Here is a 25826-nt window from a genome sequence, read left to right on the forward strand (position 1 = left end):
CTATGCCTCCTTATTTGTCGTTTACATTTTCTTTAATGCCTTTGTTACTGAAACTTTTATATTTGATGCTGATGGTCCATAGATAACTTGTACATTATTTTGATTAGGTTTTATAATTCCCTTAGCACCTGTCTTTTTTAGTTCTGTTTCATTTATAAGTGCTGAATCCTTTACTGTTACTCTAAGTCTTGTAAAACAATTATTTACTACTTCGATATTTTGTTTTCCACCTAATGCATATATAATTTGAATTGCTCTTTCATCTATAGATACCTGTTTTGAGTTGTCCTCTTCTATGTCTAAATCCTCTTCTCTTCCAGGAGTTTGTAGATTAAATTTTATTATTATAAGCTTAAATATATAGTAATAAGCAAATGCATATAAGATACCTATAAATAAAGTAATATACCACTTTGTATTAGGTTGCATCATACCAAATACTATAAGGTCAATTATTCCACCCTGTGTATTCCCTATTGCAACTTTAAAAATATGGTTTAACATAAAGGATAGACCACTTAATACTGAGTGAATCAAGAATAGTATTGGTGCAACGAATAAGAAGGAAAACTCAAGTGGCTCAGTTATACCTGTAACTAATGAAGCAAGAGCTCCTGTTATCAATATACCTTTTACTTTATTTTTGTGTTCTTCCTTTGCTGTATGGTACATAGCTAAAGCTGCTGCTGGAAGACCAAAAACCATTATTGGAATTTTTCCTTGTGCAAGAAATCTTGTGGCTTCTGTTGAAAAATTTGTACTTCCTGCTGCAAGTTCTGCAAAGTAAATATTTAAAGCTCCTGTAACAGTTTTACCTGCAACTTGTATTTCACCCCCAACAGGTGTAAATCTAAACATCGCATTTAATATATGATGAAGACCAAAGGGGATTAAAAGTCTTTCTAATGCTCCAAACAAAAATGTTCCAAAGTATCCCAGCCTTGCTATACCATATCCTGTTGCCTGTATGCCATTTCCAATAGGAGGCCAAATTACTGGGAATATTAATCCTATTAGCATAAATACAAAGGTTGTTACTATCGGTACAAATCTTGTTCCTCCAAAGAATCCAATATAATCCGGGAGCTTAATATTATAGTATTTATTATGAAGTGCTCCAACTATCATACCTGTCAATATACCACCAAAAACACCAAGTTCTAAGGTTTGAATACCAAGAACCATTGCTTGTCCAGCTTGTTTCATCTTATCTGGTTCTACTAACATTTTATTTGTCTTTAATACAAAGTTTATTGCAACATTTAAAATTATGAATCCAACAAAACCTGAAAATCCTGCAATAGCAGGTTCATCATCTGCTAATCCAATTGCTAATGCAATGGCAAATAATACCGGTAAGTTTGAGAACAAAGCTCCTGTTATAGCTCGTATGTATTGGATGAAATTTTGAATGCCTGCCCCTGTAACAATGGTAACTTTGAAATAATATTAGGATTGGAAAATGCTGCACTTAATCCTAAAAAGATACCTGCTGCTGAAATAAGTGCTATAGGAAGCATAAAGGCTTTTCCTAATTTTTGAAAGTAATTATTTAACTTTTTAAGCATATATAAACCTCCTCTTGTTTATTTACTCACATTATAAATAATTCAATTTAATTTTTAAATATATTTTGACAATATAGAAAATTAGTATGCAAGTTGTACATTTTTCATTTGATGAAATTTTTTTCACAACCCATATTCAAATTTATATTTTTGTAGTATAGTTAACTTTGATATAATATAATAAATCTTTTATAAAGGTGATAATATGTTAAAGATTAAAGATATTGAAGCTATAAAATATAAACTTAATAAAAACGAAAATGAACTTTTGAAATATTTTCTTGATAACTCAGATAATATAAAAAATATGACAATACAAGATGTTGCTAAAAATGCATATACCTCAACTGCAAGCATAGTGAGATTTTGCAAAAAATTAGGATATAGCGGATTTTCTGAATTCAAAATTGCCTTAATATACTATTTTGAAGATAAAATAAAAGAAAATAATAATTATGTTAGATTAAATAGCTTTAAACATACAATTTTTGATGATATTGATCAGAGCAAGGAATTAATAAATGATGAAAAAATAAATTCTGTTTTAGACTTGATTTATAACTCTGGAAGAATTGATTTTTATGGTGAAGGTTCATCAAGAATGATTTGTATGGAAATGTCAAGAAAATTTCATATAATTGGTAAGCCTTCAAATTATTATGATGATACGAGTATGATGTATATTTCTGCGGCATCATTGAAACCAAACGACATTGTGTTTGCAATTTCAATGTCTGGTGAAACAAATCAAATACTAAAAGCTGTTAATATAGCAAGAATGAGAAAAAGTAAAATTATTTCACTTACAAATATTGGAGTAAATACATTATCTAAGCTTTCTGATATAAATCTTTATGTATGTGCAAGCAACTTTACTATAGATGATATAAGCTTTATTTCTCGTATTCCAGCATTAACTTTGATGGAATACATATACTTTGCTTACTTAAACAAATATAAAACAAAATAAAAAATTTACGAATATTTTTTAAAAAACGGGCATTACTAATAATGTAAGGTAAGGGTATATAGCAGTTGAGCTAAGATCTATATATGCTCCCTGGCAGGGGTGTATATAGGTCGACCAAAGATTATATATAGGTCCATCTACTTGGGCTTATATATAGTCGGAGGGAAGATTCTTTAGGGTTGAGAAAAGCTATATTATAGTCGTACATTCATAATATGATTATAATATGGTTCCAATCTATTCTAAAGGGTCGAGCTAAGACTATAGAGGGTATTGGGATTTCACTTTTAGGCCTGAGTGATTTTTGGTTATATACAGCCGAGAGGTTGTATATAGCTGGGTAGATATCCTTTATGGTCGAACGAACCATCAGCTTAGGTGGCGAACTGCTCTATTGCAGTCGAAAGATTGCAGTTGGGTAATAAACTATCTATGTTGGTGTAAGGTAGACTGCTATGTGCTCTTTCCTTTTATTTTACAATAACACAATAAAAATCATATTACAGCTGTTATGGTTAACTTGCATAACAGCTTTTTATTTTTACCTAATTGAAAATAAATACTTTATGATATATTATATATGTAAAGACATCTGTAAAGTGAGGTGTATAGTTTGAAGAATAAAATTATAAACTTAAAAAAGAACTAAATGCAATAATTTTAGCTCATAATTATCAAAGGTCTGAGATATTAGATATTGCTGATTATGTAGGTGACTCATTCTACTTAAGTAAAATAGGGCAAAGTTGTAAAAACAAAACCATTGTATTTGCTGGTGTGTATTTTATGGCAGAAAGTGCCAAAATATTGTCTCCAGAAAAAGAAGTTTTGTTACCTGTTTTAGATGCAGCCTGTCCCCTTGCCGATACTGTTGACATAGAAAAACTTAAAGAATTTAAGAAAAGATATTATGATTACACTTTTGTTTGCTATATAAATACAAATGCAGAAGTAAAATCATTGTGTGATGTTGTTGTTACTTCTTCAAATGCAGAAAAAGTAATAAGTAAAATTCAAAATGATAAAATAGTGTTTTTACCAGATAAAAATTTAGGAGAATATATTAAAAGCAAATTTCCAAATAAAAATTTATAATATGGAATGGATATTGTCCCACACATCAAAAATTAATGCTTTATATATAAAGAAATTAAAAGAAAAAATAGATAATCTAATAGTTTTAGCTCACCCTGAATGCAATTTAGAAGTAAGACAAATTGCAGATTTTTTAGGAAGCACAAAAGAAATTATAGAATATGCCAATAGTACTAATTATAAAAACTATTTAATTGCAACTGAAGATGGAATCATTCATACTTTAAAACAAAATAATCCTAATAAAAACTTTTATATACCAGGTACTCCTGCTACCTGCGTAAATATGAAAAAAACTACACTTGAAGATATATATAACTCTTTATTGTATAAAAAGCACAACATAACCGTAGATAAAAATATATCACATTTAGCTATTAAACCTTTATTAAAAATGATTGAATTGGCAGGGTGATTTTATGAAGATACATACAGATGTGTTAATTGTAGGGAGTGGAATTGCTGGGCTTTTTACTGCTTTAAATTTAGATGAAAAATTAAGCATTACTATTGTTACAAAATCCAATTTAACAGATTCAAATTCATATCTTGCACAGGGCGGAATATCAACAATATATAATGATGATGACATAGATGATTTTGTATCAGATACTCTTATTGCAGGAAATTATAAAAACGATATTGAAACTGTATATCTTGTAGCTAAAGAATCTAAAAATGTTATTGATATACTTATAAAACTTGGTGTTAAATTCGACTCAGTAAATGGACAACTTTTATATACAAAGGAAGGAGGACATAGCAAATACAGAATTGTTCATCATAAAGATTTTACAGGAAAACACGTAATAGATATACTTTTCTCAAAAATACAAAATAGAAAAAATATTAATATAATAAAGAATACTTCTCTTATTGATTTAATAGTAGAAAATAATGTATGTTACGGGGAATTTGTTTAAAAAATAACAAAACTATTAATATATATTCCAGACAAACTATTTTAGCAACTGGAGGAATAGGTGGACTATTTAAGAACTCAACTAACACCAGAATTTTAACCGGAGATGCCCTTTCTATTTCCTTAAGACATAATATAAAACTTAAAGATATAGAATATATACAATTTCATCCTACAGCTCTTTATACTGAAAAAACTAAAAGAATGTTTTTAATTTCAGAAAGCTTAAGAGGAGAAGGTGCAATTTTAAAAAATATTTACGGTCATAGATTTGTAAACGAATTATTACCCCGGGACAAGGTTGCAGATAGAATATGGAATGAAATAAAAGAAACAAATTGTAACTTTGTATATTTAGATGTTTCACATCTTGACAAAGATTATATTAAAAACAGATTCCCTTTGATATATAACACCTGCCTATATTATGACATTGATATAACAAAAATCCAATACCAGTTCGCCCTGCTCAGCATTATCATATGGGTGGAATTGATGTGGATAAATTTTCAAAAACATCAATGAATAACCTGTTTGCAGTTGGCGAAGTAAGTTGTACAGGTCTTCACGGAAATAATAGACTTGCAAGTAATTCACTTTTGGAAGGTCTTGTTTTTGGAAAACGTTGTGCCGATTATATTAATAAAAATATTTATAATGCAAAACTTAGAATTTTTGATGTTCATAAAAATATTGATAAAATTGCTTTTGAAAATAAAATGCTTTTTAAAAATTTATTAAAAAGTTTTAGGAGTGATATAATCAATGAACTTATTTGAAATTGATGAACTTATAAAAAAATCATTAACTGAAGATGTTAACTATTTTGATTTAACAACAGAAGCAATCATAGACAACAATATGAAATCAACTGCAAAACTTATAGCAAAACAAGAAGGAATAATTGCAGGAACTTTTGTTTTTAAAAGAGTTTTTGATCTCTTAGGTGATATTGAATGTAATATTCTTTTACAAGATGGAACATTTATAAAAAGTGGAGATATAATTTGTACTCTTTATGGAAACACAAAAACATATTAATTGGAGAACGAACTGCGTTAAACTTTATTCAAAGAATGAGTGGTGTTGCAACTATTACAAGACAATTTGTTAAAGAACTTGAAGGTACTAAGACTAAACTTTTAGATACAAGAAAAACCACCCCAACGTTAAGAATACTTGAAAAATATTCAACATATATTGGAGGTGCTTTAAACCACAGATTTAATCTGTCTGATGGTATTTTAATAAAAGATAACCATATAAAAGCAGCTGGTTCTATAAAAAGGGCTGTAGAATTAATTCGAAATAAATATGCAAACACAAAAAAATAGAAGTAGAAACTGAAAACATTGATATGGTTAAAGAATGTTTAGAATGTAATGTTGATATTATAATGCTTGATAATATGGATATTGAAGAAATAAAAAGGCTGTATCTATTATTAATGGAAAAGCATTAATTGAAGTATCTGGTAACGTAACTTTAGAAAATATAAGAGAAATAGCTGAGAACAAATATAGATTTTATATCAACAGGTTATATAACTCATTCATATAAATCTTTAGATATAAGTTTAAAAATAGTGTAAATCTGCCTAAATAGGGCAGATTTTTTATTGACAAAATTAAGTAGTAAGTGTATCTATATTTTGAATATAACACTTTTATATTGTATCGATACATTATATCTTAAAGGGGGATTTTGTTATGGAACGTTATGAATTAAACAAAGATCTTGCAAAAATGCTAAAGGGCGGAGTAATAATGGATGTAACAAATGCAAAGGAGGCTGAGATTGCCGAAAAAGCAGGTGCCTGTGCTGTTATGGCACTTGAAAGAGTTCCCGCTGACATTAGAAAGCAAGGTGGAGTTGCCAGAATGTCTGACCCTAAGCTTATAAAAGAAATAAAAACAGCTGTTTCTATACCTGTAATGGCAAAAGTAAGAATAGGACATTTTGTTGAAGCTCAAATACTGAAGCATTAGAAATAGATTACATTGATGAAAGTGAAGTTTTAACACCAGCAGATGAAAAATATCACATAAATAAATGGAATTTTAAAGTTCCCTTTGTATGTGGTGCAAGGAATTTAGGAGAAGCTTTAAGAAGAATTGCTGAAGGTGCTTCTATGATAAGAACAAAAGGAGAAGCTGGAACAGGAAATGTTGTTGAGGCTGTAAGACACTTAAGACAAATGAAGGAAGATATAAAAATGGTTCAATCAGCAAGCGAAGAGTCCTTAATGACCATAAGTAAAGAACTAAACTCACCCTTTGAACTTATCAAATATGTTTGGAAAAATGGTAAACTTCCAGTTGTAAATTTCGCAGCAGGAGGAATAGCAACACCAGCAGATGCAGCTCTTATGATGCAACTTGGTGCTGAAGGAGTTTTTGTAGGTTCAGGAATATTTAAATCGCAAAATCCTGAAAAAGAGCTAAGGCAATTGTAATGGCTACTACATATTATAACGACCCAAAGATACTTGTTGAAATATCAGAAGATTTAGGGGATGCAATGTATGGGCTTGAAATTAAAAACTTAGAAAGTAATTTTGCTGAAAGAGGTTGGTAAAATGAGGGTTGGAGTTTTATCTTTACAAGGTGGTGTCATTGAACATATAAATCATTTAAAAAAGCTTGATATTGATGCTTTAGAAATAAAAAAAATTGAAGATTTAAAAAATATTGATGGAATTATACTACCAGGTGGAGAAAGCACTACTATTGGTAAACTTTTAAGAGATACTAACCTGTTTTTACCTTTAAAATCGTTAATTCTATCTGGATTACCAACTTGGGGTACTTGTGCAGGTATGATTTTGCTTGCAAAAGAAATCGAAAATGACACAAGAAAACATCTGCAGGTTATGGATATTAAAGTTAAAAGAAATGCTTTTGGAAGCCAGATTGATAGCTTTAAAAAGTAGATTTAATACCCGATGTTTCAAACAAACCTATTGAATTAATCTTTATTAGAGCACCATATATAAGTGAAGCGAGCGAAAATGTACACATTATTCACAAAATAGAAAACAGAATTGTTGCAGCAAGGCAAAATAATATTTTAGCAACTTCTTTCCATCCTGAATTAACTGATGATTTAAGCTTTCATAGGTATTTTTAAATATGATTAAATAGCGTATAAAAAATAACATTGTGAAAAAATAATAATGTAAGCAAAGGGTATATAGCAGTTGAGCTAAGATCTATATATGCTCCCTGGCAGGGGTGTATATAGGTCGACCAAAGATTATATATAGGTCCATCTACTTGGGCTTATATATAGTCGGAGGGAAGATTCTTTAGGGTTGAGAAAAGCTATATTATAGTCGTACATTCATAATATGATTATAATATGGTTCCAATCTATCCTAAAGGGTCGAGCTAAGATTATAGAGGGTATTGATATTCGTGTTTGGGCCCACACGAAATTTGGTTATATACAGCCGAAAGGTTGTATGTAGCTAATTAGATATCCTTTATGGTCGAACGAACCATCAGCTTAGGTGGCGAACTGCTCTATTGCAGTCGAAAGATTGCAGTTGGGTAATAAACTATCTATGTTGGTGCAAGGTAGACTGTTATGTGCTCTTTGCTTTTATTTTTGTGTAACAAATTCCACCCCTTCTAAATATTCTAAATTAATAGGGGTGGTATTTTGAGCTCATTAAACAATTTTTCTCCTTTAATACTCGCACTACTTGCTGGACTTTTTACCTGGTTAATTACAGCCTTAGGCTCATCTATTGTTTTCTTTTTTAAAGATGTAAACAAAAAGTTTTAAATAGTATGATGGGATTTGCAGCAGGTGTTATGATTGCAGCAAGCTTTTGGTCACTGCTTTCACCTGCTATAGAGCTTGCTGATGAATTAGGCTATAACCCTATTTTGCCTACAGCATTAGGTTTTTTATTTGGTGGATTATTTATTAGATTAACAGATTTTTTAGCAGGTAAAATACACAAAAAGAAACAGAAGAAGAAAATGTTTGGAGAAGAATGTTTATACTTATACTTGCAATAACCCTACACAACATTCCTGAAGGTCTTGCAATCGGAGTTGCCTTTGGTGCTTTAAACTTTGGGTACAGTGCAGCTGCTGTTGCAGCGGCAGTTTCTCTTGCAATTGGTATAGGAATACAAAACTTTCCAGAAGGAGCAGCAGTTTCTCTACCTTTAAAAAGGGAGGGATTAACTTCCTTTAAAAGCTTTATGTACGGTCAGGCCTCCGCACTGGTTGAGCCGATTTCTTCTTTAATTGGTGCATATCTTGTTGTTTATATAAGGGCTCTACTTCCCTATGCCCTTTCCTTTGCCGCTGGAGCTATGATATACGTTGTTGTAAAGGAGCTTATTCCTGAGTCTCAGTCTGAGGGAAATGAAGGGTTGATAAGCATTATGACACTGATAGGATTTATAGTAATGATGGTGTTAGATGTTGCATTAGGATAGGCTTTAGCCTATCCCTCAAATTGAGTCTTGTAGAGTTCATAGTAGATACCCTTCTTATTCATAAGCTCACTGTGGGTTCCCTCTTCCTCTATTCCATTTTCTGTTAAAACTATTATTCTCTTTGCATTTTTAACAGTCGCAAGTCGATGGGCTATTATAAAGGTAGTTCTATTCTTAGATAATTCCTCAATAGATTTTTGAATTATAGCTTCACTTTGATTATCTAAAGAAGATGTTGCTTCATCTAATATTAAAATTGGTGGATTTTTAAGAAACATTCTTGCTATTGATATTCTCTGCTTTTGACCGCCTGATAACTTAACTCCCTCTCTCCTATATATGTATCATATCCATCCTCAAGTTCCATAATAAAATCGTGGGCGTTTGCTGCCTTTGCTGCCTTTATTATTTCCTCTTCAGTTGCATTCAATTTTCCATAGGCAATATTTTCCCTTATAGTTCCTGCAAATAAAAATACATCCTGCTGGACAATGCCTATATTTTGCCTCAATGATTTTAGTTTTATATCCTTTATATTTATATCATCAATATATATACTTCCATCATCTACATCGTAAAATCTTGGAATTAAACTGCAAAGTGTCGTTTTCCCAACTCCAGAAGGACCTACAATAGCAACGCTCTCACCTGCAGCTACTTTTAGGTTTATATTTTCTAATACTGTATTTCTGTCATTGTATCTAAAACTAACATCTTTAAATTCAACTTTCCCCTTTATATTATCTAACTCTACTGCATCCTCTTTATCATAAATATCAGGTTTTATGTTCATTACTTCATAAAATCTCTTAAATCCAGCCATACCTCTTTGATATTGTTCAACAAATTGAGCAAGCCTTTTTACAGGTTGTGTAAATTGACCTATGTAAAGTAGATATGCAACTAAGTCTCCAACCTCGATTTGTCCCTTTGCTACAAAATATCCACCTGCAATTAAGGCAGAAAGTATTGATATATTTGAAAAAAGTTAATCCCTGCGTGAAGTATTCCAATATATTTTACTGATTTTGTCCTTAGAAACTTAAACTGATTATTTCCCTCATCAAATTTGTCCTATCTCATATTCTTCATTTGTAAAGGATTTTACAACTCTTATACCCGATATTGAATCCTCTAATCTACTGTTTACGTCTGCTAAGCTTTCTCTTATTCTTCTAAAGTTCTTTCTCATTTTAGAATTATATACTATTGTAAAATAAACCATAAAAGGTATTATAGTGAAAACTATTAAAGTTAACTTTACATTAAGTCTTAATAACAAAACAAATGAACCCAGTATCATAAGAGTGGATATGAACAAGTCTTCGGGACCGTGGTGTGCAAGCTCCGATATTTCATTCAAATCATTTACAATTCTTGACATTATCTGACCTGTTTTTGTATTGTCAAAATAACTTATAGGAAGCGTTTGAATATGTGAAAACATATCCCTTCTCATATCATATTCCATTCTAACCCCTAAAACGTGTCCATAATAACCTACTATGTACTCCATTGCCATTCTCAGTAAATATAACAATAAAAGTACTATTCCTACATTTAAAATTAGAGATATATTTTTAGAAGGAATAATATTGTTTATCATTTTTCTTGTTATCATTGGATAGATTAGATCTGTTGCAGCAATCAAAACTGCACAAAGCATATCTAAAATAAAAAGTCTTAGATGCGGTCTGTAGTATTTTACAAAGCTCTTTAGCATATAAATCACCCCTATTAAATTTTAAACTAAAACTTTAAAATGAACAATAAAGTTATGTATTTTTGTTAAAAAAGTTAAGTAAAAATTTAGAAGGAATTAAAATAGATTTATAGAAATAAAATTTTAATATAAATTCAAAATGGGGAGGGGTTTTTTATGTCAAGAAAAGGGCTTCCTGACGGAGCATACGGCCTAAAAGATGGACAAAAATATGTCCCATATGTTCCTTCAGAGAAGAAGATGCCTGAATTCACAGTTTTATCAATCATCTTAGGTATTCTGCTTTCTGCTCTATTTGGTGCCGCAAATGCATATCTTGGACTCAAGGTAGGTATGACTGTTTCTGCTTCTATTCCAGCTGCTGTTGTTTCTATGGCAATTGTTAGAGTTCTTTTAAGAAGAAAATCAATACTTGAAAACAATATGGTACAAACAATAGCATCAACTGGTGAGTCACTTGCTGCAGGTGCAATATTTACAATTCCTGCTCTATTCCTGTGGGGAGAAGCTCCAAGTGTTTTAACAATGGGTATATTAACATTTGTTGGCGGTGCTCTTGGTGTTCTATTTATGATCCCTGTTAGAAGATATTTAATAGTTCAAGAGCACGGAAAACTTCCATATCCTGAAGGTGTTGCTTGTGCTGAAGTTTTAGTTGCAGGAGAAGAAGGCGGAACAGGGGCAATTTATGTATTTATTGGTGCTTTAGTTGGACTTATCTATAAACTTGCTGGCGATGGATTTATGCTATTCCCAACATCAATAGACTTCGAAATACCAAAATACAAAGGTGCAATGGTAGGAATGGATGTATATCCTGCACTTCTTGGTGTAGGTTTTATTGTAGGCCCTCAAATATCTGCTTATATGCTTGGCGGTGCAATTTTAGGATGGCTTGTATTAATTCCAGCAATATCATTCTTTGGACAATACATTAATGTTCCTATATTCCCTGCTACAAAGCCAATAGCAGAACTTAGCATTAGTCAAATATGGAAAAGCTATATAAGATATATAGGTGCTGGTGCAGTTGCAACTGGAGGTATAATAAGCTTAATTAAGGCTATACCAACTATTGTAAATTCTTTTAGAGAAGCAATGAAGGGATACGGAAAGAAGGCTAAAGGTGTAATTGAAAGAGTTGACGCAGATCTTAATCCAATAATTGTTATAATAGGTATAATTGTTTTAGTTGTACTTATGGCAGTATTACCACAGATTCCTGTTAAAATATGGGGTGCTATACTTATTGCTATTTTTGGTTTCTTCTTTGTAACAGTTTCATCCAGAATAGTTGGTCTTGTTGGTAGTTCTTCAAACCCTGTATCAGGTATGACTATTGCAACTCTTCTTTTCTCTACAGTTATATTAAAGGCATTAGGATATAAGGGTACAGATGGTATGGTAGCTGCTTTGATAATAGGTGCTGTTGTTTGTACTGCTGCTGCAATTGCTGGTGATACATCACAGGATTTAAAAACAGGATACCTTGTTGGTGCTACTCCTTGGAAACAACAAATAGGAGAATTAATTGGTGTACTTGCTTCTGCTGCTGTAATTGGTTTTATACTAATTATGCTACATCAGGCATATACATTTGGTTCAGAGGAATTAAGTGCACCACAGGCTACTCTTATGAAGCTTGTTATTGAAGGTATAATGGACGGAAATCTTCCTTGGAACCTTGTATTTATGGGTGTATTTATTTCATTAATGCTTGAACTATTTAAGATTCCATCACTTCCTGTTGCAATAGGACTATATCTACCAATCAGCTTATCAACTCCAATAATGGTTGGAGGAATTATAAGGGGTATAGTTGATAAGAAGATAAAAGATGAAGGGGAACGTAAAGAAAAAGTTGAAAGGGGTATACTCTACTCATCAGGTCTAATTGCTGGTGAAGGTTTAATGGGTGTAATTTTGGCATTCTTTGCATATTTTGAAATAGATTTTAGTTTAAAAATCCTGTTTTTGAGAGATTGGGTGCTTTGATATTATTCTTAATTGTAGCATTGAGTTTAGCTTACTTTGTATTCAAAGATAAAAAGAACGAAAACAAGTTAATAAAACTAAAAGTGTATAATTAAATTCCACTTGGGTGTTAACCTAAGTGAAGCTGTTGAAAAAGTTATAATATAATATGTTTGGCCCCTTGAAGGATTTCCTTGGCATTCCTTCAAGGGGCCAAACGAAATCCTTTCAAGGGGCAATTTCATAATCAATGCATCTATTATGTTTGCCAACAATCTGACTTAGGTATTAACCTAAGTAATAAATTATAGTCAAATTTTTAAGCGACTGTAATTTTAAGGAGGGAATATTATGAAATACGTTCTTTATGTATTATCCATTGCTCTAATTACTGTGTTTTTAATTATATATGGACGTGCAAAGGAATATTATCTGCCTATGGAATTGACAAATAAATTATACATAAAATGCAAGGATAAAATATTAAAATATTTGATTAAAAATAAATATGCTACTTACAAAGAACTTGAAAAAGAAATAGAAGGTGTAACTGCAAAGGTATTTTGGAGTAAAAAGTAATAACAGTTCTTGATTCAAAGAAAATGGTTAAAACAATAGTTGAGTCCCTTATAGAGCAAAATAAAATAAGACTTGAAGAAATAAATGGTAAAAAACTGATAAAACTTAGTTGAATATACATTCTTATGTATCCATTAAAAAACCATTACATCCATTAAAATGTATTTTGTGATCCTCCCTTATAATAAACTTGGCATAATAGTTGCACTTAAGTTTTCAAAAATCTTGGGGGATTTTATGAAAAAAGATTTTTATTCTATCATTACTATTAATTTTATGTATTTTATTTAGCTCAGTATCTTTATCTAAAAGCAACAAATTAGTTAAAAACAATGGTTCACTTGTAATTGTTGGCGGTGCCCTTGAAAGCAGTAATGGAAGCATCTATAGAAAATTCATTGAATTAGCAGGAGGAAAAAAGCAGTTATAGGTATTATTGGCGCAGCAAGTTCAAAACCATACAAATACAGTAACGATTTTAAGATGGATTTAATAAAATATGGAGTTAAGGAGAAGAACATATTTATCATACCGATAGCTGTAAGAGATGATAAAACCACACCTGATGTTAATGAATCTAAATGGGCTGAAAATGTTAATAAACCTGAAGTTGTTGAAATGATAAAAAAATGTACAGGTATTTGGTTTGTAGGTGGAGATCAAACAAGAATTACAAAAGTTTTATTTAATAAAGATGGTTCAAATACCCTTGCACTTAATGCAATTTGGTCTGTTTATCAAAATGGAGGAGTAATAGGGGAACAAGTGCTGGTGCTGCTATAATGAGCGATCCTATGATTGCAGGTGGCAACAGTTTTGGTGCTTTAAAAAATGGATTTACCGATAAATATGAAGACTATAACGATCAAGAACAAGGTCCTGTGTATGCAACTAAGGGACTTGGTTTCTTTAATCAAGGAATAATTGATCAACATTTTGACAGAAAAGCAAGATTAGGAAGACTTGTTGTCACACTTCTTGCAAACAAAGATAAATTTAATCTTGGCTTTGGTATAGATGAAAATACTGCTCTTGTATACTATTCTGGTAAAAACGAAATTGAAGCTATTGGACGCGGTGGTATTGTTGTACTTGATGTTCAAAGGGCTCATAAAGAAGAAAATGGATCAATTAAGAATGTTGATATTAGCTATATAGAAAAAGGAGATAGATTTAATATAACAAATAAAAAATTTATGATAAATACAGTTAAAGAAACTACGCGTGGATATGAATACTACGAAGTTGAGGGGCCAATTATTAACTCCGGTGTTTTAAGCCCAAATTCATCCTTAAGAAATCTTCTTTCCTTTGATTTAATGGACAATTATTGCGTAAACGAAGTAAAAAGTTACTCCTTTGACGCAAATGGTGATGGCTTTGAACTTATATTTAAGAAAGGTGAAAATTCGCAGGGTTATTGGGCTTATTTAGATGGAAACAATGATTCATATTCTGTAACAAATGTTATACTTGATATTATTCCAATAAAGGTTACAATAAAATATAATAACTGAAAAGTCCCCAGAATGAATTAAATTCATTCTTGGGGACTTTTTGATATATTAATTTTATTTTTATATAGATGCAGATGTACCTTTGCTTATATACTTAGTAAATCTTGATGTTAGTATAATTAACCCTGCAATAACCATTGCTACAGCTGCAGTTGGGAAAAATACTCCATAACCAAATTTATCAAGCATAAATCCCATTATATTATTTGCTAAAAATTGTGGTAGGGATATAAATAAGTTCATCATTCCCATAAACTCACCTAATCTTTCTGGTGGAACTATTTCTGCAAGTATTGAATAAGTTGTAATTTGAATTGCTATAAATCCTATCCCTATCACTGCCATCATAGTAAATAATGCAGCTTTATTTTTTACAAAGGTACCTAAGGCTAAAGACAATGCAAACAATACAACTCCAAGTAAAAGAACCTTTCTTTTTCTATCTTGTCTGCAAGCTTTCCTATTGGAACTGCAAATACAGCACCTGCAAGTGTTAATATGAGTAGAGCATTATTTGCATCTGAGTTAGTTATATTTAAATTAGTTGTACAGTATTTTACAAAGAAAGGAGTTATAAATCCAAAGGACATATAAACCATAAACACTGAAAGATAAAGCTTTAATACAGATGGAAATTTAACAAAATCAAAGGACACTTTATTTGGTTTTTCATACTTTGAAGTATCTTCTTTTACTAAAAGACAGTTATCACTACAGTAACAAGTCCTAAAATTGCTCCTAAATAGAAGGGATATTTAAAATTCTTTTCCCATAAACTTGGACCTAACATAAATATAATTGCACTACCTATTACACTAACAACCCTTGCAAACCCATTAGCAAGTCCTAACTCCTTTTCATCTACAGCCTCTGGAATTAATGAATAGTAAGGACCTTGATAAAAGTTTAAAAAGAAATAAAACAAAAATGCTAACATAAAGGCGGTAGTATATGTGTTTGTATAAGGTAGTAAAATTAAGAATAAGGCTGAAAGAACTGAACCCATTATCATAAAGGGCTTTCTTTTTCCCATTTTGAAATTACTTCTGTCACTTAAAAGACCAACAAGATACTGTACAAATATTCCTGTAAAGGCACCCATTGAAATAAGACGTCCCTGCTGTGCATTTGATATGTTTAGTTTTGATACAAATAAAGGTATAACCGACATATTCATAGCCCAAAGAAGCCCAACCCCTAAATTAGGAAGACCAACAATATAAGGAACATACTTTTTTTCATAAAATTTCCCCTTATTTTATTTCAGATAAGAAATCTAAAACAGCCTTAAAACAATCTTCTCTTTCACATTCAACCGTAATATTATGTCCTGATTTTTCTAATTTGCATACTCTCTTAAATTCGCTTCTTGCAGTATTATTTAAGTAATCTGCACTTTTTATATCAACAGTTTCATCGTTCGTAGAATAAACTATCAGTAGTGGTACTTGTATTCTACTTAAATTTTTCTTTACAACTTTATTTAATTTGTTAAACTCATCAACTGATTTTATTGGAACCTTATTGTAGCCTAATAGATACTTCATTTCCTCCTCCGGTCTTTCCCTTGGTTCCCACTCACTATAACGCATAAAGTATTTTATGATAAATGCAAAATTAGCAGCTTTATTCTTATTAAAAAGTGGAGGTGCTAAAGCTGAAACACTATCTACTTCAAAGTTTTCAGCAATATAAAGTGCCAATAGAGATCCCATAGAGTGACCAATTACGTGAACTTTTTACATCTGCTTCTTAGCAAATTATAGCCCTCAAGTGCAGAATCTATCCAATCCTTATACGTGCATTTCTCCATCTCCTCAACATTAGTTCCATGCCCCTTTAACCTTACTCCATATACAGTATATCCCTTTGAATGTAGTCTTTCTCCAAGTAGTCTAAGCTCTGCTGGTGTACCTGTAAATCCGTGTATAACAAGACACCCCTCATCACTACCCTCAAATAAATACTCTTTTCTTAAGTCAACATCTAAAACTGTTGTTTCCATAACAACTCCCCTTAATAGAAAAGGTTTTCTTAATTCCATTATTGTACAAACAATTTAAAATGTCAATATTTTTCAGAAAATATTGATTAAAAAATACAAAGCCATACAATTTTTATCTCCATAGCAATAAAAAGCCCCTATGCAAAAGAAAAATTTAAAACGCATAGGGGAAAGTTTATGTCAATTACTATTTTACCATATTTTTTATAAATTTAAAGAATTTTTGTTTAAATTTATATCTTACAAAATCTTAGGTTATTACAAACACTCAACTCTATTTCTACCTGAATTCTTTGCTTTATATAAGGCCCTATCTGCATTAGTAATTAAATCTTCTAATGATAGTTCCTTTCTTGGCTCAAGGGCAGACACCCCAAAGCTTGCTGTATAGTTTATATAGAGGTTGAGCTTTTTAGAATATACTTTATTTTGTTCTATTTCTCTTCTCAAATTTTCTGCCTTCCTGTAAGCATCCTCAAGGTCAGCACCACTTAATAAAATTACAAACTCTTCTCCTCCAAATCTTGCAACAACATCGTATTTTCTAACTGCTCGCTTTATTGTTTTTGAAAAACTCTTTAAAACCAAGTCTCCTACATCGTGTCCATAGGTGTCATTTATAAATTTAAATTTATCTAAATCAGTCAAAATTACTGACACTGGTTTTTCCATTCTTTTTGCTCTTGAAAACTCCTCCCTCGCACGAACGAAAAAGGCCCTTCTGTTATAAACCCTTGTTAGATAATCAAACATAGCAAGCCTCTCAGCTTTCTGCTTTGCCTTAATTATTTCACTTCTATCATTTTTCTCCTTTGTTATGTCCTGTATTATACCAACTATTCTAATAGGTTCACTATTTTCATTCTCTAATAGGCATACATTTTAATCTTACCCATCTAATTTGCCTTTTAGAATCTATCGCTCTAAACTCATCCATATATGTATTATAATATCTAAAGTATTCTATTAATTTAACTAACTCTATTCTACTTATAACTCTATCCCGATCTTCTTCATAAATGCAGGTTAACCATAGATTAGAATCTCTATAGAAATTTTCTATCGATATTCCAGTAAACTTTTCTGCCGAATTGCTTGTATACACAATTCCCTTTGTCTTAACATCCATAAGGAATGTAATTTCCTCTAAATTTTCTGTAATCTGCTTCATTACTTCCCTTTGTTCAGAAAGATTTGATGTTAAGTTTTTTATGTCTGTTATGTCTGTATATAAAAGAGCAAAATAACCCTGCTCAGGTGAAAAAACATCTATACTGTACCATCTTTTCCATACTTCAAAGTATTGTTCTATTTTATCTTCTGTTCCCTTCATTGCAATTTCTGAAAAAGCTTTATGTAATTATTTATAACAAACTGATTTTCCTTGATTTCACTGGCTCTTTTACCTATAATATATTCTCTTTTAAGTCCAGTTAACTCCTCAAAGGCCTTATTAACATATATATATTCATAGTCAATAGCTTGTCCATTATCATTATAAACTATTTTATTATAAGCTAAAGCATTTTGCATACGACTTACTATCCGTCTAAATAATTCACCCTCCATTGGCAACACCCCAAACAAAATTAAAATATCTTCAACTATATTTTAACAAATAAATTTAATTATTTGAATATTAATTTTCTAAATTATTTAAATTAATTTATTATTTCAACTCTATTTCTACCATTTTCTTTTGCTCTATAAAGGGCTTTATCTGCAATTTTTATAGCTTCTTCTAAAGATTTATAATCACAACAATTTACTTTGCTTATACCAAAACTTGCTGTATATTTAATTTTCTCATCTGATACTTTTATTTCAGTTTCACTTATCATTTCTCTTAATTTTTCTATTCTGTTATATGCATCCTCTAAATTAATATCCTTTAGCAGAATTATAAATTCTTCTCCACCAAATCTTGCAACCAGATCATTTTCTCTAACTGATGTTTTCAATATTTGTGCAAAATTCTTTAAAACTAAATCACCAATATCGTGTCCATAGTTATCATTTATATTTTTAAACTTATCTATATCTGCCATTACAAGAACTAAATTGAAACCTTTACACTTTGCTTTTTTACATCTTTCCTCTGCTAATTGAAAGAAGGCTCGTCTGTTGTATAAGTTAGTCAAGTAGTCACGCATTGCCATATTTTCAGCTTTAACTTTTTGTTTTATTATTTCCATTTTATTTTCAATATCCCTTGTTATATCCTGCTCAATCCCCACAACCCTTACTATTTTATCCTGCTCATTTTTTATTGGTAAAAATTTAGATTTAATCCATTTTAGTTTTCCTGAATCAGTTATTATTCTAAATTTTTCCACAAATATACCCTTTTCATACATTTCTTTAACTGTATTTTCCATATTATATCTCTTTAAAACTTTTTCATAATCATCAGGATGGACAAGTTTTTTCCACTTTGAACATCCTTTTTCATATCTTCTATGCTAATTCTATAAATTTTTTCAAAGGCCGTACTTGCATATATAACTTCTCTTGTCTCTACATCCTGTAGAAATGTTGCTTCTTCTAAATTTTCAGTTATCTGATATAGTACTTCTTTTGTTCTTTTAGCGATTCTGTTGTTTTTTCATATCCGTAATATCATAAAATAAAGTCGCAAAATAGCCTTTTTCAGGTGAAAAAACATCTATTTTATACCATCTATCCCATATATCAAAATACTGCTCAATATGGCCCTCTGATTCATTTTCTGCAATTTTAGAGTAATATTCTATCCAATTTAAACTACTCTCCTTTATATTAGGAATTATTTTTGTTACTTTTTCCCCTATAACCTCCTGCTTTTTCAAGCCTGTTAATTCCTCAAAGGCATTGTTGACATATATAAATTCATAGTCAATTGGCTTATTTTTATCATCATATACAACTTTGTGATATGCAAAAGCATTTTGCATTTTATCAATTATCTTTTCTAAAACCATATTGGCTATCATATGTTCACCTCATACAAATTTTTCACAAATAATTATTATACAAAATTCATTAATTATTTTCCATATATATTACATAATATTTATTTAAATTTTAAAATTAAATAAAAGAGACTGAGTTAATCAGCCTCTTTTAAATTTAATAGATGATTTTTTAAAATTACTATACCTGTTATTATTAGTGTAAGTGATAAAAGTATTACCCCTCTAATGGGAATCCACCTGTCTTTGGTAGTTTATTATTCTTTTTATTCTCTTTTTCTTTATCTTCTAATTTATCTTCTTTTTATCTTCCTTTAATTCATTTTTGTCTTCAACCTTATTATTTGTTATTACATAATCACTGCAATGAGTTATTGTAAATGAAACTACTCCATTATCATATTCACATTCTATTTCTTCAAATTTTTGTGTCTGAGGATTAAAGTAATAAACATATGCTGCACCATCTTTAAATTTTGTTTTATCTACCTTAACAGAAATCTTAATACCTGTTCCATTTAATGTACCAAAGTTACTGTTAATATTCAATGGAATGTAATAGATATTTCCAAGCAACTTATCTATAGACTTTTTATTTTCGAGTTCTTCTTCAACTGTTAAAATCAAATCGCCATCAATATTTATTGCAATATCCTTTGCATTAAATTCAAATTCAACACCCTCTACATCAACAATAAGTGTCAAATTCTTTCTTGCAGCTAAAAGCAGCACATCCCTTGATAGTCTGTTATTTTCTATGCTAACTTTTATCTCTGAACCGTCTTTAGTTTCACTACTTAGTATATTGTTTATATCATTCATTACATTTGCTGAATCTTTATTTGTTACTACAAATCTTGCATCATATGCATCCTTTAATTTATCTGTTTGTATTGCAACATTTCTATAGCTGTTTACTAAAACAACACCTTGTTTTTCAGGAACTTGTACAACAACCTTACCATTTTCAACTACATATTCTTTTGCTGTAATTGCATCTATAAGTCTATTTACACCCTGTGGAATAGATAGTTCTACAGTCTTTTCTACATCGTTATTTATAAGCACATACGCCTCTTCATTTCCTAATGTTCTCTTAAATGCAAATAGACCCTCTAATTCTATTGGTGTTATTTCTCCTGTTCTTAATACTTCATAGTTTCTTCTTATATTGCTAAGCTTTGCATACCATTCAACCATATCCTTATCGCCTTTGCCCCAAGGGAATGTTCTTCTGTTATCAGGGTCATCTGCACCATATAGTGCTGCCTCGTCTCCATAATAAATAACTGGTGCACCTGGATAAGTCATTTGCATAAGTACAGCAAGTTTTAAGAGCTTCTTTGCATTCTCACTTGGAGCTTCTGCAACTGCCTTTTGGCTCTTTTCATAACCATCAAAGGCTGAGATTGCTCTTTGTGTATCGTGAGAATCTATTAAGTTAAACATAGCATAGAAGGCTTCTTTTTGATATTGTTCTCTTACTAATTCTAAAACTTCCATTGTGTTTTTAGCATCTTTTTATTCATTAAATAATCTAAAGCAGCTGCTCTAAATCTATAATTCATTACAGAATCATACATATCCCCAAGTAGATATCTTGATGCATCATCCCATATTTCACCTATTATTACGTTGTCGCCTTCTTCCTTTACTGCTTTTCTAAAATGCTGCCAAGTTTCATCTGAAACCTCATTTGCAACATCAAGTCTCCATCCATTTGAACCTTGTCTTAACCAGAATCTTGCATTAGCGTCCTCTCCATCTATTACTTCTTCTGCCCAAGATTCAACCTTGTATTCTGAACCATTTAACGCTTGAATTACTGGCATTGAATCAAATCCCCACCAGCCTTCATACGCATAATGTTCATTCTTTGTTCCTACATCTACTTTTCTATTTTCAATCTTAAACCAATCTTTATAGTGGAAATCTGTGATTCCAATTGATTTAAAATAGTCTTGAACTTGTTTTTCTGCTTCCTGTTGAGTTAATCCCTTTTCATTCATCAAGTCGTAAACTCTTGACCAATATTGGTATGCACCAAGTGGTTTGCCCTTTGTCATATGTTTACCATATCTATCAAAATAAATTGAATCATCTGAAACGTGATTAAATACTCCATCAAGTATTATCTTCATTCCTCTCTCTTTTGCTTTATTTGCAAGCTCAACAAAATCATCCATTGAACCAAGAATTGGATCAAGTTCTCTATAGTCAGTTGCATCGTACCTATGGTTTGAAATCGACTTAGATATAGGGTTGAAGTATAAAACATTTACACCTAATGCTTGTAGATAATCTAACTTTTCAATAACTCCCTAATATCTCCGCCATACATTTCATTACACCATTCTCCATCACCTTTAGTTCCTTTGTAGCCATCATTATTTTCTATTGAGGGAATCTCAGGTATTGCATACCAGTCATCATAAAATTCGTATGGCAAGAAACCTCTTGCTAATTTTTGTGCATAGTCGTTGTTTCTATCTCCATTATAGAATCTGTCAGGGAATATATGGTATATTACAGCATTCTTCATCCAATCAGGTGTCTTGAAATCATTTAAATAAACATTAAGTCCATAATACATTACCTTTCCAAGTTCATCAGCCTTACCTTTACCATATAATCCGTCATCATCACCATAGGCCTTTACATCAGAACCATTTGACACTATGAAGTAGTATTTATCCATTCCCTTTTCATTAGGAGTATATTTAGCTGTCCATATATAATACTCATCCTTTTGTTCCTTTGACATATCAAGACTTAATTGTCCGTTTGTTGTAAATAGAACTAATTTTGCCTGTGCTATATCTTTACCTGTCTTTAATCTAAATGTTACTTCTTCTCCAACCTTTACTGCACCAAAAGGAACCTTGTAATCACTATTTCTTGAATCAAAGTAAATTTTTGAAGTATCAATAGAATTTGAAACAGAATTATTAAATATTAAGCCTGTTATTATATCGTAGCTAAATTTAACTTTTTGCCTTCATTCAATGTCATTTCAGGATATACATATTCTTTATCATCTATTTTTACCTTTATATCAGAATAAGTTGCTTTTGATAATTCAACTTCTGCTGAATAAATACCTTTTAATTCTAAATCCTTCATCACATATTGATTGTTTCCTACTACTAATTTTGGTCTATCTTCATCTGAAAGTCTGGGTACATATTTAGTTGAATCTGTAACAATGTGGCTTATATCAGAGTAATAGAAGGTTACGTCTTGGGTTTTGGATTTTGCATAGTTATATTTGCACCATTTCTTTCACCATTATTTCCATAGTTTTCATTCCAAGAACCCATAGCAACTTTATATTCATATATACCTGCTGGTAAGTTTTTAATTGTAAATGTATATAGATTATCACCTATATGTTTCATCCTTGTGTTTTGATTTGATGGATCCCAGTCTCCTCCACCTACAAAGTGTTGTAAAGTACCTGCCAATATAACCGTTCTACCACCTGGAACCTCAGAAAGTTCCCTAACAACTTTAGTCTCTTTAGTTAGTTCTATACTTGAATTCTTATCCTTTCCCTTTATCCTAATTAAAACTTCTTCTACTCCATCTGGAAGAGTTGATACTATAAGCTTTCCGTTTTCTATCTTTGCAATGTCATTTGGATTCTCAACAAGGCTCCATTCAATATCTGAATAATCTTCTGTACTTCCATCCTCTTTAAGCACTCTACCCTTTAAAGTAAGTTCTGAATCCATCTTTACTTCAAAAGGAATTAATAAATTTATTAGCCCTGGAACATAAACTATTGAATTATCAAAGGCACCATCGCCTGTTTTTATTGGGTTTAGAGGGTCAAACATCCAGTTGCCATCAACAATAAACTTATACTGATAAATTCCAGGCATTATATTATTTAAAGTTATTGTAAAGATATCTCCCTGTTTTTCAAGATTTCTTCTTTCCTTCCAATCCTTGTCCAAGATTGAACCAGCAAGTTCAACCTTCTTAACCTTTCCTGTTAAATCTAAATAGCTGAAAGTAACACTTGTACCACTCACAACTGGGCTTACAACCCTTGCTGGAACCTTAACAACAGAATTTTTACCACCGAATCCGTCATCTGCTTGATTAGGGTTTGATGGATCTTGTATCCAGTTTCCGTCTACAACAAATTTGTATTTATATTCACCAGGATTTAATCTTAATTCTATACTCCAAACTCCCTTTTCATCCTTTGCCATTAAATCTTTTTCTGAATTCCAACCATTAAAATCACCAGCTATATAAACCCTATTAGCATTATTATTCTTATATCTAAATATTACCTTTCCATCTGGATAAACTTCTGGACTTACTATAGGTGCTTCAAGGCCTAGTATTTCTGAGACTTTATCTATATTATTGATGCTGTCATAAAGTTTTCTTTCCTTTACATCCGCAATAAAGTGAACCAATTTACCTTCCTTTGGTATTGAAACCCTTAAATTTCCACTTGATGGTATTCCTCCACCATCCCAACTGTAGTTTTCACAGACCTTATATTCAAATGTTCTATCCTCATTTTGTGGTGTAAAATATTTTGAGAAAATGAACTTTCCTTGTCCATCTAAATAAGTAAACTCAAACCCCTTAAGAGATGCATCCCATTCGCCACTTTGAACTTCTCTTATAGGTCCAATCAAAGAAACAATAGTATTAATCTCTGGGTTGTTTATTGAGTCTTCACATAAGTTTAGTTCTGGATTTGCTAAGAATGTCACATCTGTTGTATTTGTTAACTTTTCCCTTGAAATAACTCTATTGCTACCTTGTATTTCTCCTGCTCACCAAACGTGGTTGTAGGCTACCTTGTATTCAAAATCCTTATTTTGAGGCACTAAAGTAAATGTACCCTTATAGAACCCCCCACCTATATATTCTAAATCAAAATTTGAATCTGATGGGTTCCAATCTTGTCCGTTTTGTATAAAATCCCTAAGTGTTCCTACAAACGTAGCACTCTCTTTAAATCTTTGTGGTTCATTAACTGAATCGTAAACTTCCTTTGACTTTGAGTCAAATCTAAAAATTACCTTTGTATTGTGAGCAGGAACGTTTATTTTTCTATTATCGCCTCCAGGTATGCACTCATCCCAATTACCATTGAAGGCTACTTTATACTCGTACTCTCCTGCTTTTTAAAAGTCCCCACCTTTTCGTAAACTCCATTTTGGTATAACCTCATAAAACCTTCAGGATTTTCTGGCCTCCAGTTTGAGTCTTTGTTGTCCCCATCTGGAGTAAAATTACCAACAAGTGAAACGATTAAGTCTGCAGACAAATAATTTACCTCTGCACTTGCCTTTGGTGTTAACCTTGGAACTAAAGTGAACATAAAAAGAACACCAACAGCCAGCTCAGAGGCTTTTTAATTTTTGCATTTTTAGTCCCCCTCTATGCAATCGTTTGTTCATTTTAATTGTAAATAATTTTTGAAAAATTTTCAATAATTTGCAAACTTATTTTTTCTGTAAAAATTAAGTTTATTTTTACATATACTTATTTTTACAATCTCACTCTTGGTTGCAATTCTAATCAGGGGCCCCAAGTACCAAATCCACTTGAAACTATAAGATTAAAACTATCCTCCTGCAACAAACCGTGGTCTATATCATATATCCTTCCTGTTATAAAGTTTACTGGAAAAAATTGACCCTTATGAGTATGTCCACTTAACTGCAAATCCACTCCTGCCTCTTTTACCTCTTTTATATTCCTTGGTTGATGATCAACTACTATTACCAATTTATTTTTATCTAAATTTGAAACTAAATCTTTAATATTTCTTCTTTCTTTTCCATTAAACCTTAAAGAAGCTAAATCATCTCTACCTACCAAATATATCCCATCTAATTCTTTTACATCATCTATAAGTAATTCTATACCTGATTCATCAAAGCATCTCTTTACTTTATCTATATTTCTTGATATATATTCGTGATTTCCAACAACAGCATAAACACCATATTTTGATTTAATATTCTTCAATATTTCTCCATATCTTCTCCTCTCAAATACATCAATATCATCATCTATCAAATCACCTGC

25 protein-coding genes and 8 pseudogenes are annotated in these 25826 nt (G+C 31.1%); 11 read left to right on the forward strand and 22 right to left on the reverse strand.

What is annotated here, in order from left to right:
- Positions 1-21: 21 nt before the first annotated feature.
- Together PL321_RS03245 and PL321_RS03250 are read right to left on the reverse strand one after the other, a co-directional pair.
- The gene (locus PL321_RS03245; protein WP_273963447.1) at positions 22-1371 is read right to left on the reverse strand and encodes a PTS transporter subunit EIIC; all 1350 of its coding nucleotides are present in this window, start codon (positions 1369-1371) and stop codon (positions 22-24) included.
- An 8-nt stretch (positions 1372-1379) separates the two neighbouring features.
- On the reverse strand, positions 1380-1568 hold the full coding sequence (locus PL321_RS03250; RefSeq protein WP_273963448.1) for a hypothetical protein: 189 nt from the start codon (positions 1566-1568) through the stop codon (positions 1380-1382).
- A 205-nt stretch (positions 1569-1773) separates the two neighbouring features.
- Between PL321_RS03250 and PL321_RS03255 the strand changes: the two genes are divergently transcribed.
- The 7 genes and pseudogenes from PL321_RS03255 to PL321_RS03285 all read left to right on the forward strand — a co-directional run bounded on the left by PL321_RS03255 (position 1774) and on the right by PL321_RS03285 (position 9011).
- A complete protein-coding gene (locus PL321_RS03255; protein ID WP_273963449.1) occupies positions 1774-2538 on the forward strand; it encodes a MurR/RpiR family transcriptional regulator in 765 nt (254 codons plus the stop codon).
- A 654-nt stretch (positions 2539-3192) separates the two neighbouring features.
- Positions 3193-4048 (forward strand): annotated as a pseudogene (gene nadA, locus PL321_RS03260) (quinolinate synthase NadA).
- A 4-nt stretch (positions 4049-4052) separates the two neighbouring features.
- Positions 4053-5334, forward strand: a pseudogene (locus tag PL321_RS20845) (L-aspartate oxidase).
- Positions 5321-6146 (forward strand): annotated as a pseudogene (gene nadC, locus PL321_RS03270) (carboxylating nicotinate-nucleotide diphosphorylase). Before PL321_RS20845 ends, nadC begins: the two co-directional pseudogenes overlap by 14 nt.
- 118 nt (positions 6147-6264) lie before the next feature.
- Positions 6265-7132: pseudogene (gene pdxS, locus PL321_RS03275) on the forward strand (pyridoxal 5'-phosphate synthase lyase subunit PdxS).
- A gap of 1 nt (position 7133) precedes the next feature.
- Positions 7134-7684, forward strand: a pseudogene (gene pdxT, locus PL321_RS03280) (pyridoxal 5'-phosphate synthase glutaminase subunit PdxT).
- A 534-nt stretch (positions 7685-8218) separates the two neighbouring features.
- Positions 8219-9011 (forward strand): annotated as a pseudogene (locus tag PL321_RS03285) (ZIP family metal transporter).
- An 8-nt stretch (positions 9012-9019) separates the two neighbouring features.
- On the opposite strand, the pseudogene PL321_RS03290 reads toward PL321_RS03285, so the two are convergent.
- Positions 9020-10734: pseudogene (locus tag PL321_RS03290) on the reverse strand (ABC transporter ATP-binding protein).
- Between the two features lie 156 nt (positions 10735-10890).
- On the opposite strand from PL321_RS03290, the gene PL321_RS03295 reads away from it, so the two are divergent.
- From PL321_RS03295 to PL321_RS03310, 4 genes are all read left to right on the forward strand, one after another.
- On the forward strand, positions 10891-12729 hold the full coding sequence (locus PL321_RS03295) for an OPT family oligopeptide transporter (protein WP_337960943.1): 1839 nt from the start codon (positions 10891-10893) through the stop codon (positions 12727-12729).
- Between the two features lie 330 nt (positions 12730-13059).
- Positions 13060-13287: a hypothetical protein gene (locus tag PL321_RS03300; RefSeq protein WP_273963451.1), complete on the forward strand. Its 228-nt coding sequence runs from the start codon at positions 13060-13062 to the stop codon at positions 13285-13287.
- 483 nt (positions 13288-13770) lie between these two features.
- Positions 13771-14070: a hypothetical protein gene (locus PL321_RS03305; protein ID WP_273963452.1), complete on the forward strand. Its 300-nt coding sequence runs from the start codon at positions 13771-13773 to the stop codon at positions 14068-14070.
- A complete protein-coding gene (locus PL321_RS03310) occupies positions 14070-14804 on the forward strand; it encodes a hypothetical protein (protein WP_273963453.1) in 735 nt (244 codons plus the stop codon). The genes PL321_RS03305 and PL321_RS03310 overlap by 1 nt, the downstream gene beginning before the upstream one ends.
- A gap of 60 nt (positions 14805-14864) precedes the next feature.
- Here PL321_RS03310 and PL321_RS03315 read toward each other — a convergent pair whose 3' ends face one another.
- The 19 genes and pseudogenes from PL321_RS03315 to PL321_RS03400 all read right to left on the reverse strand — a co-directional run bounded on the left by PL321_RS03315 (position 14865) and on the right by PL321_RS03400 (position 25817).
- Entirely contained in the window at positions 14865-15203 is a 339-nt protein-coding gene (locus tag PL321_RS03315; protein ID WP_273963454.1) for a hypothetical protein, read from the reverse strand.
- Positions 15194-15460: a hypothetical protein gene (locus tag PL321_RS03320; protein WP_273963455.1), complete on the reverse strand. Its 267-nt coding sequence runs from the start codon at positions 15458-15460 to the stop codon at positions 15194-15196. Before PL321_RS03320 ends, PL321_RS03315 begins: the two co-directional genes overlap by 10 nt.
- 38 nt (positions 15461-15498) lie before the next feature.
- Complete coding sequence (locus PL321_RS03325) at positions 15499-16023, reverse strand: MFS transporter (protein WP_273964370.1); 525 nt, start codon at positions 16021-16023, stop codon at positions 15499-15501.
- 34 nt (positions 16024-16057) lie between these two features.
- Positions 16058-16519 carry an alpha/beta hydrolase gene (locus PL321_RS03330; protein WP_273963456.1) on the reverse strand — a complete coding sequence of 154 codons (462 nt, stop codon included), beginning with the start codon at positions 16517-16519 and terminating at the stop codon, positions 16058-16060.
- Positions 16520-16530: 11 nt separating this feature from the next.
- A complete protein-coding gene (locus PL321_RS03335) occupies positions 16531-16809 on the reverse strand; it encodes an alpha/beta hydrolase (protein WP_273963457.1) in 279 nt (92 codons plus the stop codon).
- Positions 16810-17067: 258 nt separating this feature from the next.
- On the reverse strand, positions 17068-17562 hold the full coding sequence (locus tag PL321_RS03340) for a GGDEF domain-containing protein (protein WP_273963458.1): 495 nt from the start codon (positions 17560-17562) through the stop codon (positions 17068-17070).
- Between the two features lie 106 nt (positions 17563-17668).
- On the reverse strand, positions 17669-18142 hold the full coding sequence (locus tag PL321_RS03345) for a PAS domain-containing protein (protein ID WP_273963459.1): 474 nt from the start codon (positions 18140-18142) through the stop codon (positions 17669-17671).
- Positions 18139-18378, reverse strand: coding sequence for a PAS domain S-box protein (locus tag PL321_RS03350; protein WP_273963460.1), 240 nt, complete (start codon positions 18376-18378; stop codon positions 18139-18141). The genes PL321_RS03345 and PL321_RS03350 overlap by 4 nt, the downstream gene beginning before the upstream one ends.
- A gap of 92 nt (positions 18379-18470) precedes the next feature.
- The gene (locus PL321_RS03355; RefSeq protein WP_337961053.1) at positions 18471-19004 is read right to left on the reverse strand and encodes a GGDEF domain-containing protein; all 534 of its coding nucleotides are present in this window, start codon (positions 19002-19004) and stop codon (positions 18471-18473) included.
- Positions 19005-19049: 45 nt separating this feature from the next.
- A pseudogene (locus PL321_RS03360) lies at positions 19050-19238 on the reverse strand (PAS domain-containing protein); the annotation flags it as partial.
- 156 nt (positions 19239-19394) lie between these two features.
- Positions 19395-19781, reverse strand: coding sequence for a PAS domain S-box protein (locus tag PL321_RS03365; protein WP_273963461.1), 387 nt, complete (start codon positions 19779-19781; stop codon positions 19395-19397).
- A 267-nt stretch (positions 19782-20048) separates the two neighbouring features.
- On the reverse strand, positions 20049-21263 hold the full coding sequence (locus PL321_RS03370) for an alpha-amylase family glycosyl hydrolase (protein ID WP_273963462.1): 1215 nt from the start codon (positions 21261-21263) through the stop codon (positions 20049-20051).
- Positions 21251-22075 carry an alpha-amylase family glycosyl hydrolase gene (locus tag PL321_RS03375; protein WP_337961054.1) on the reverse strand — a complete coding sequence of 275 codons (825 nt, stop codon included), beginning with the start codon at positions 22073-22075 and terminating at the stop codon, positions 21251-21253. The genes PL321_RS03370 and PL321_RS03375 overlap by 13 nt, the downstream gene beginning before the upstream one ends.
- A complete protein-coding gene (locus PL321_RS03380) occupies positions 22063-22524 on the reverse strand; it encodes a hypothetical protein (protein ID WP_273963463.1) in 462 nt (153 codons plus the stop codon). Before PL321_RS03380 ends, PL321_RS03375 begins: the two co-directional genes overlap by 13 nt.
- A gap of 203 nt (positions 22525-22727) precedes the next feature.
- Positions 22728-22886, reverse strand: coding sequence for a hypothetical protein (locus PL321_RS03385; protein WP_273963464.1), 159 nt, complete (start codon positions 22884-22886; stop codon positions 22728-22730).
- Between the two features lie 107 nt (positions 22887-22993).
- The gene (locus tag PL321_RS03390; protein ID WP_273963465.1) at positions 22994-24499 is read right to left on the reverse strand and encodes a pullulanase X25 domain-containing protein; all 1506 of its coding nucleotides are present in this window, start codon (positions 24497-24499) and stop codon (positions 22994-22996) included.
- A 63-nt stretch (positions 24500-24562) separates the two neighbouring features.
- Positions 24563-24862 (reverse strand): pullulanase X25 domain-containing protein, encoded by a 300-nt coding sequence (locus PL321_RS20850; protein ID WP_443110726.1) that lies wholly within the window; start codon positions 24860-24862, stop codon positions 24563-24565.
- A gap of 26 nt (positions 24863-24888) precedes the next feature.
- Entirely contained in the window at positions 24889-25113 is a 225-nt protein-coding gene (locus PL321_RS03395) for a hypothetical protein (RefSeq protein ID WP_273963466.1), read from the reverse strand.
- A gap of 200 nt (positions 25114-25313) precedes the next feature.
- Complete coding sequence (locus PL321_RS03400; RefSeq protein ID WP_273963467.1) at positions 25314-25817, reverse strand: metallophosphoesterase; 504 nt, start codon at positions 25815-25817, stop codon at positions 25314-25316.
- Positions 25818-25826 lie beyond the last annotated feature (9 nt).

Source organism: Caloramator sp. mosi_1 (genome assembly GCF_028622835.1).
GTDB lineage: Bacteria > Bacillota > Clostridia > Clostridiales > Caloramatoraceae > Thermobrachium.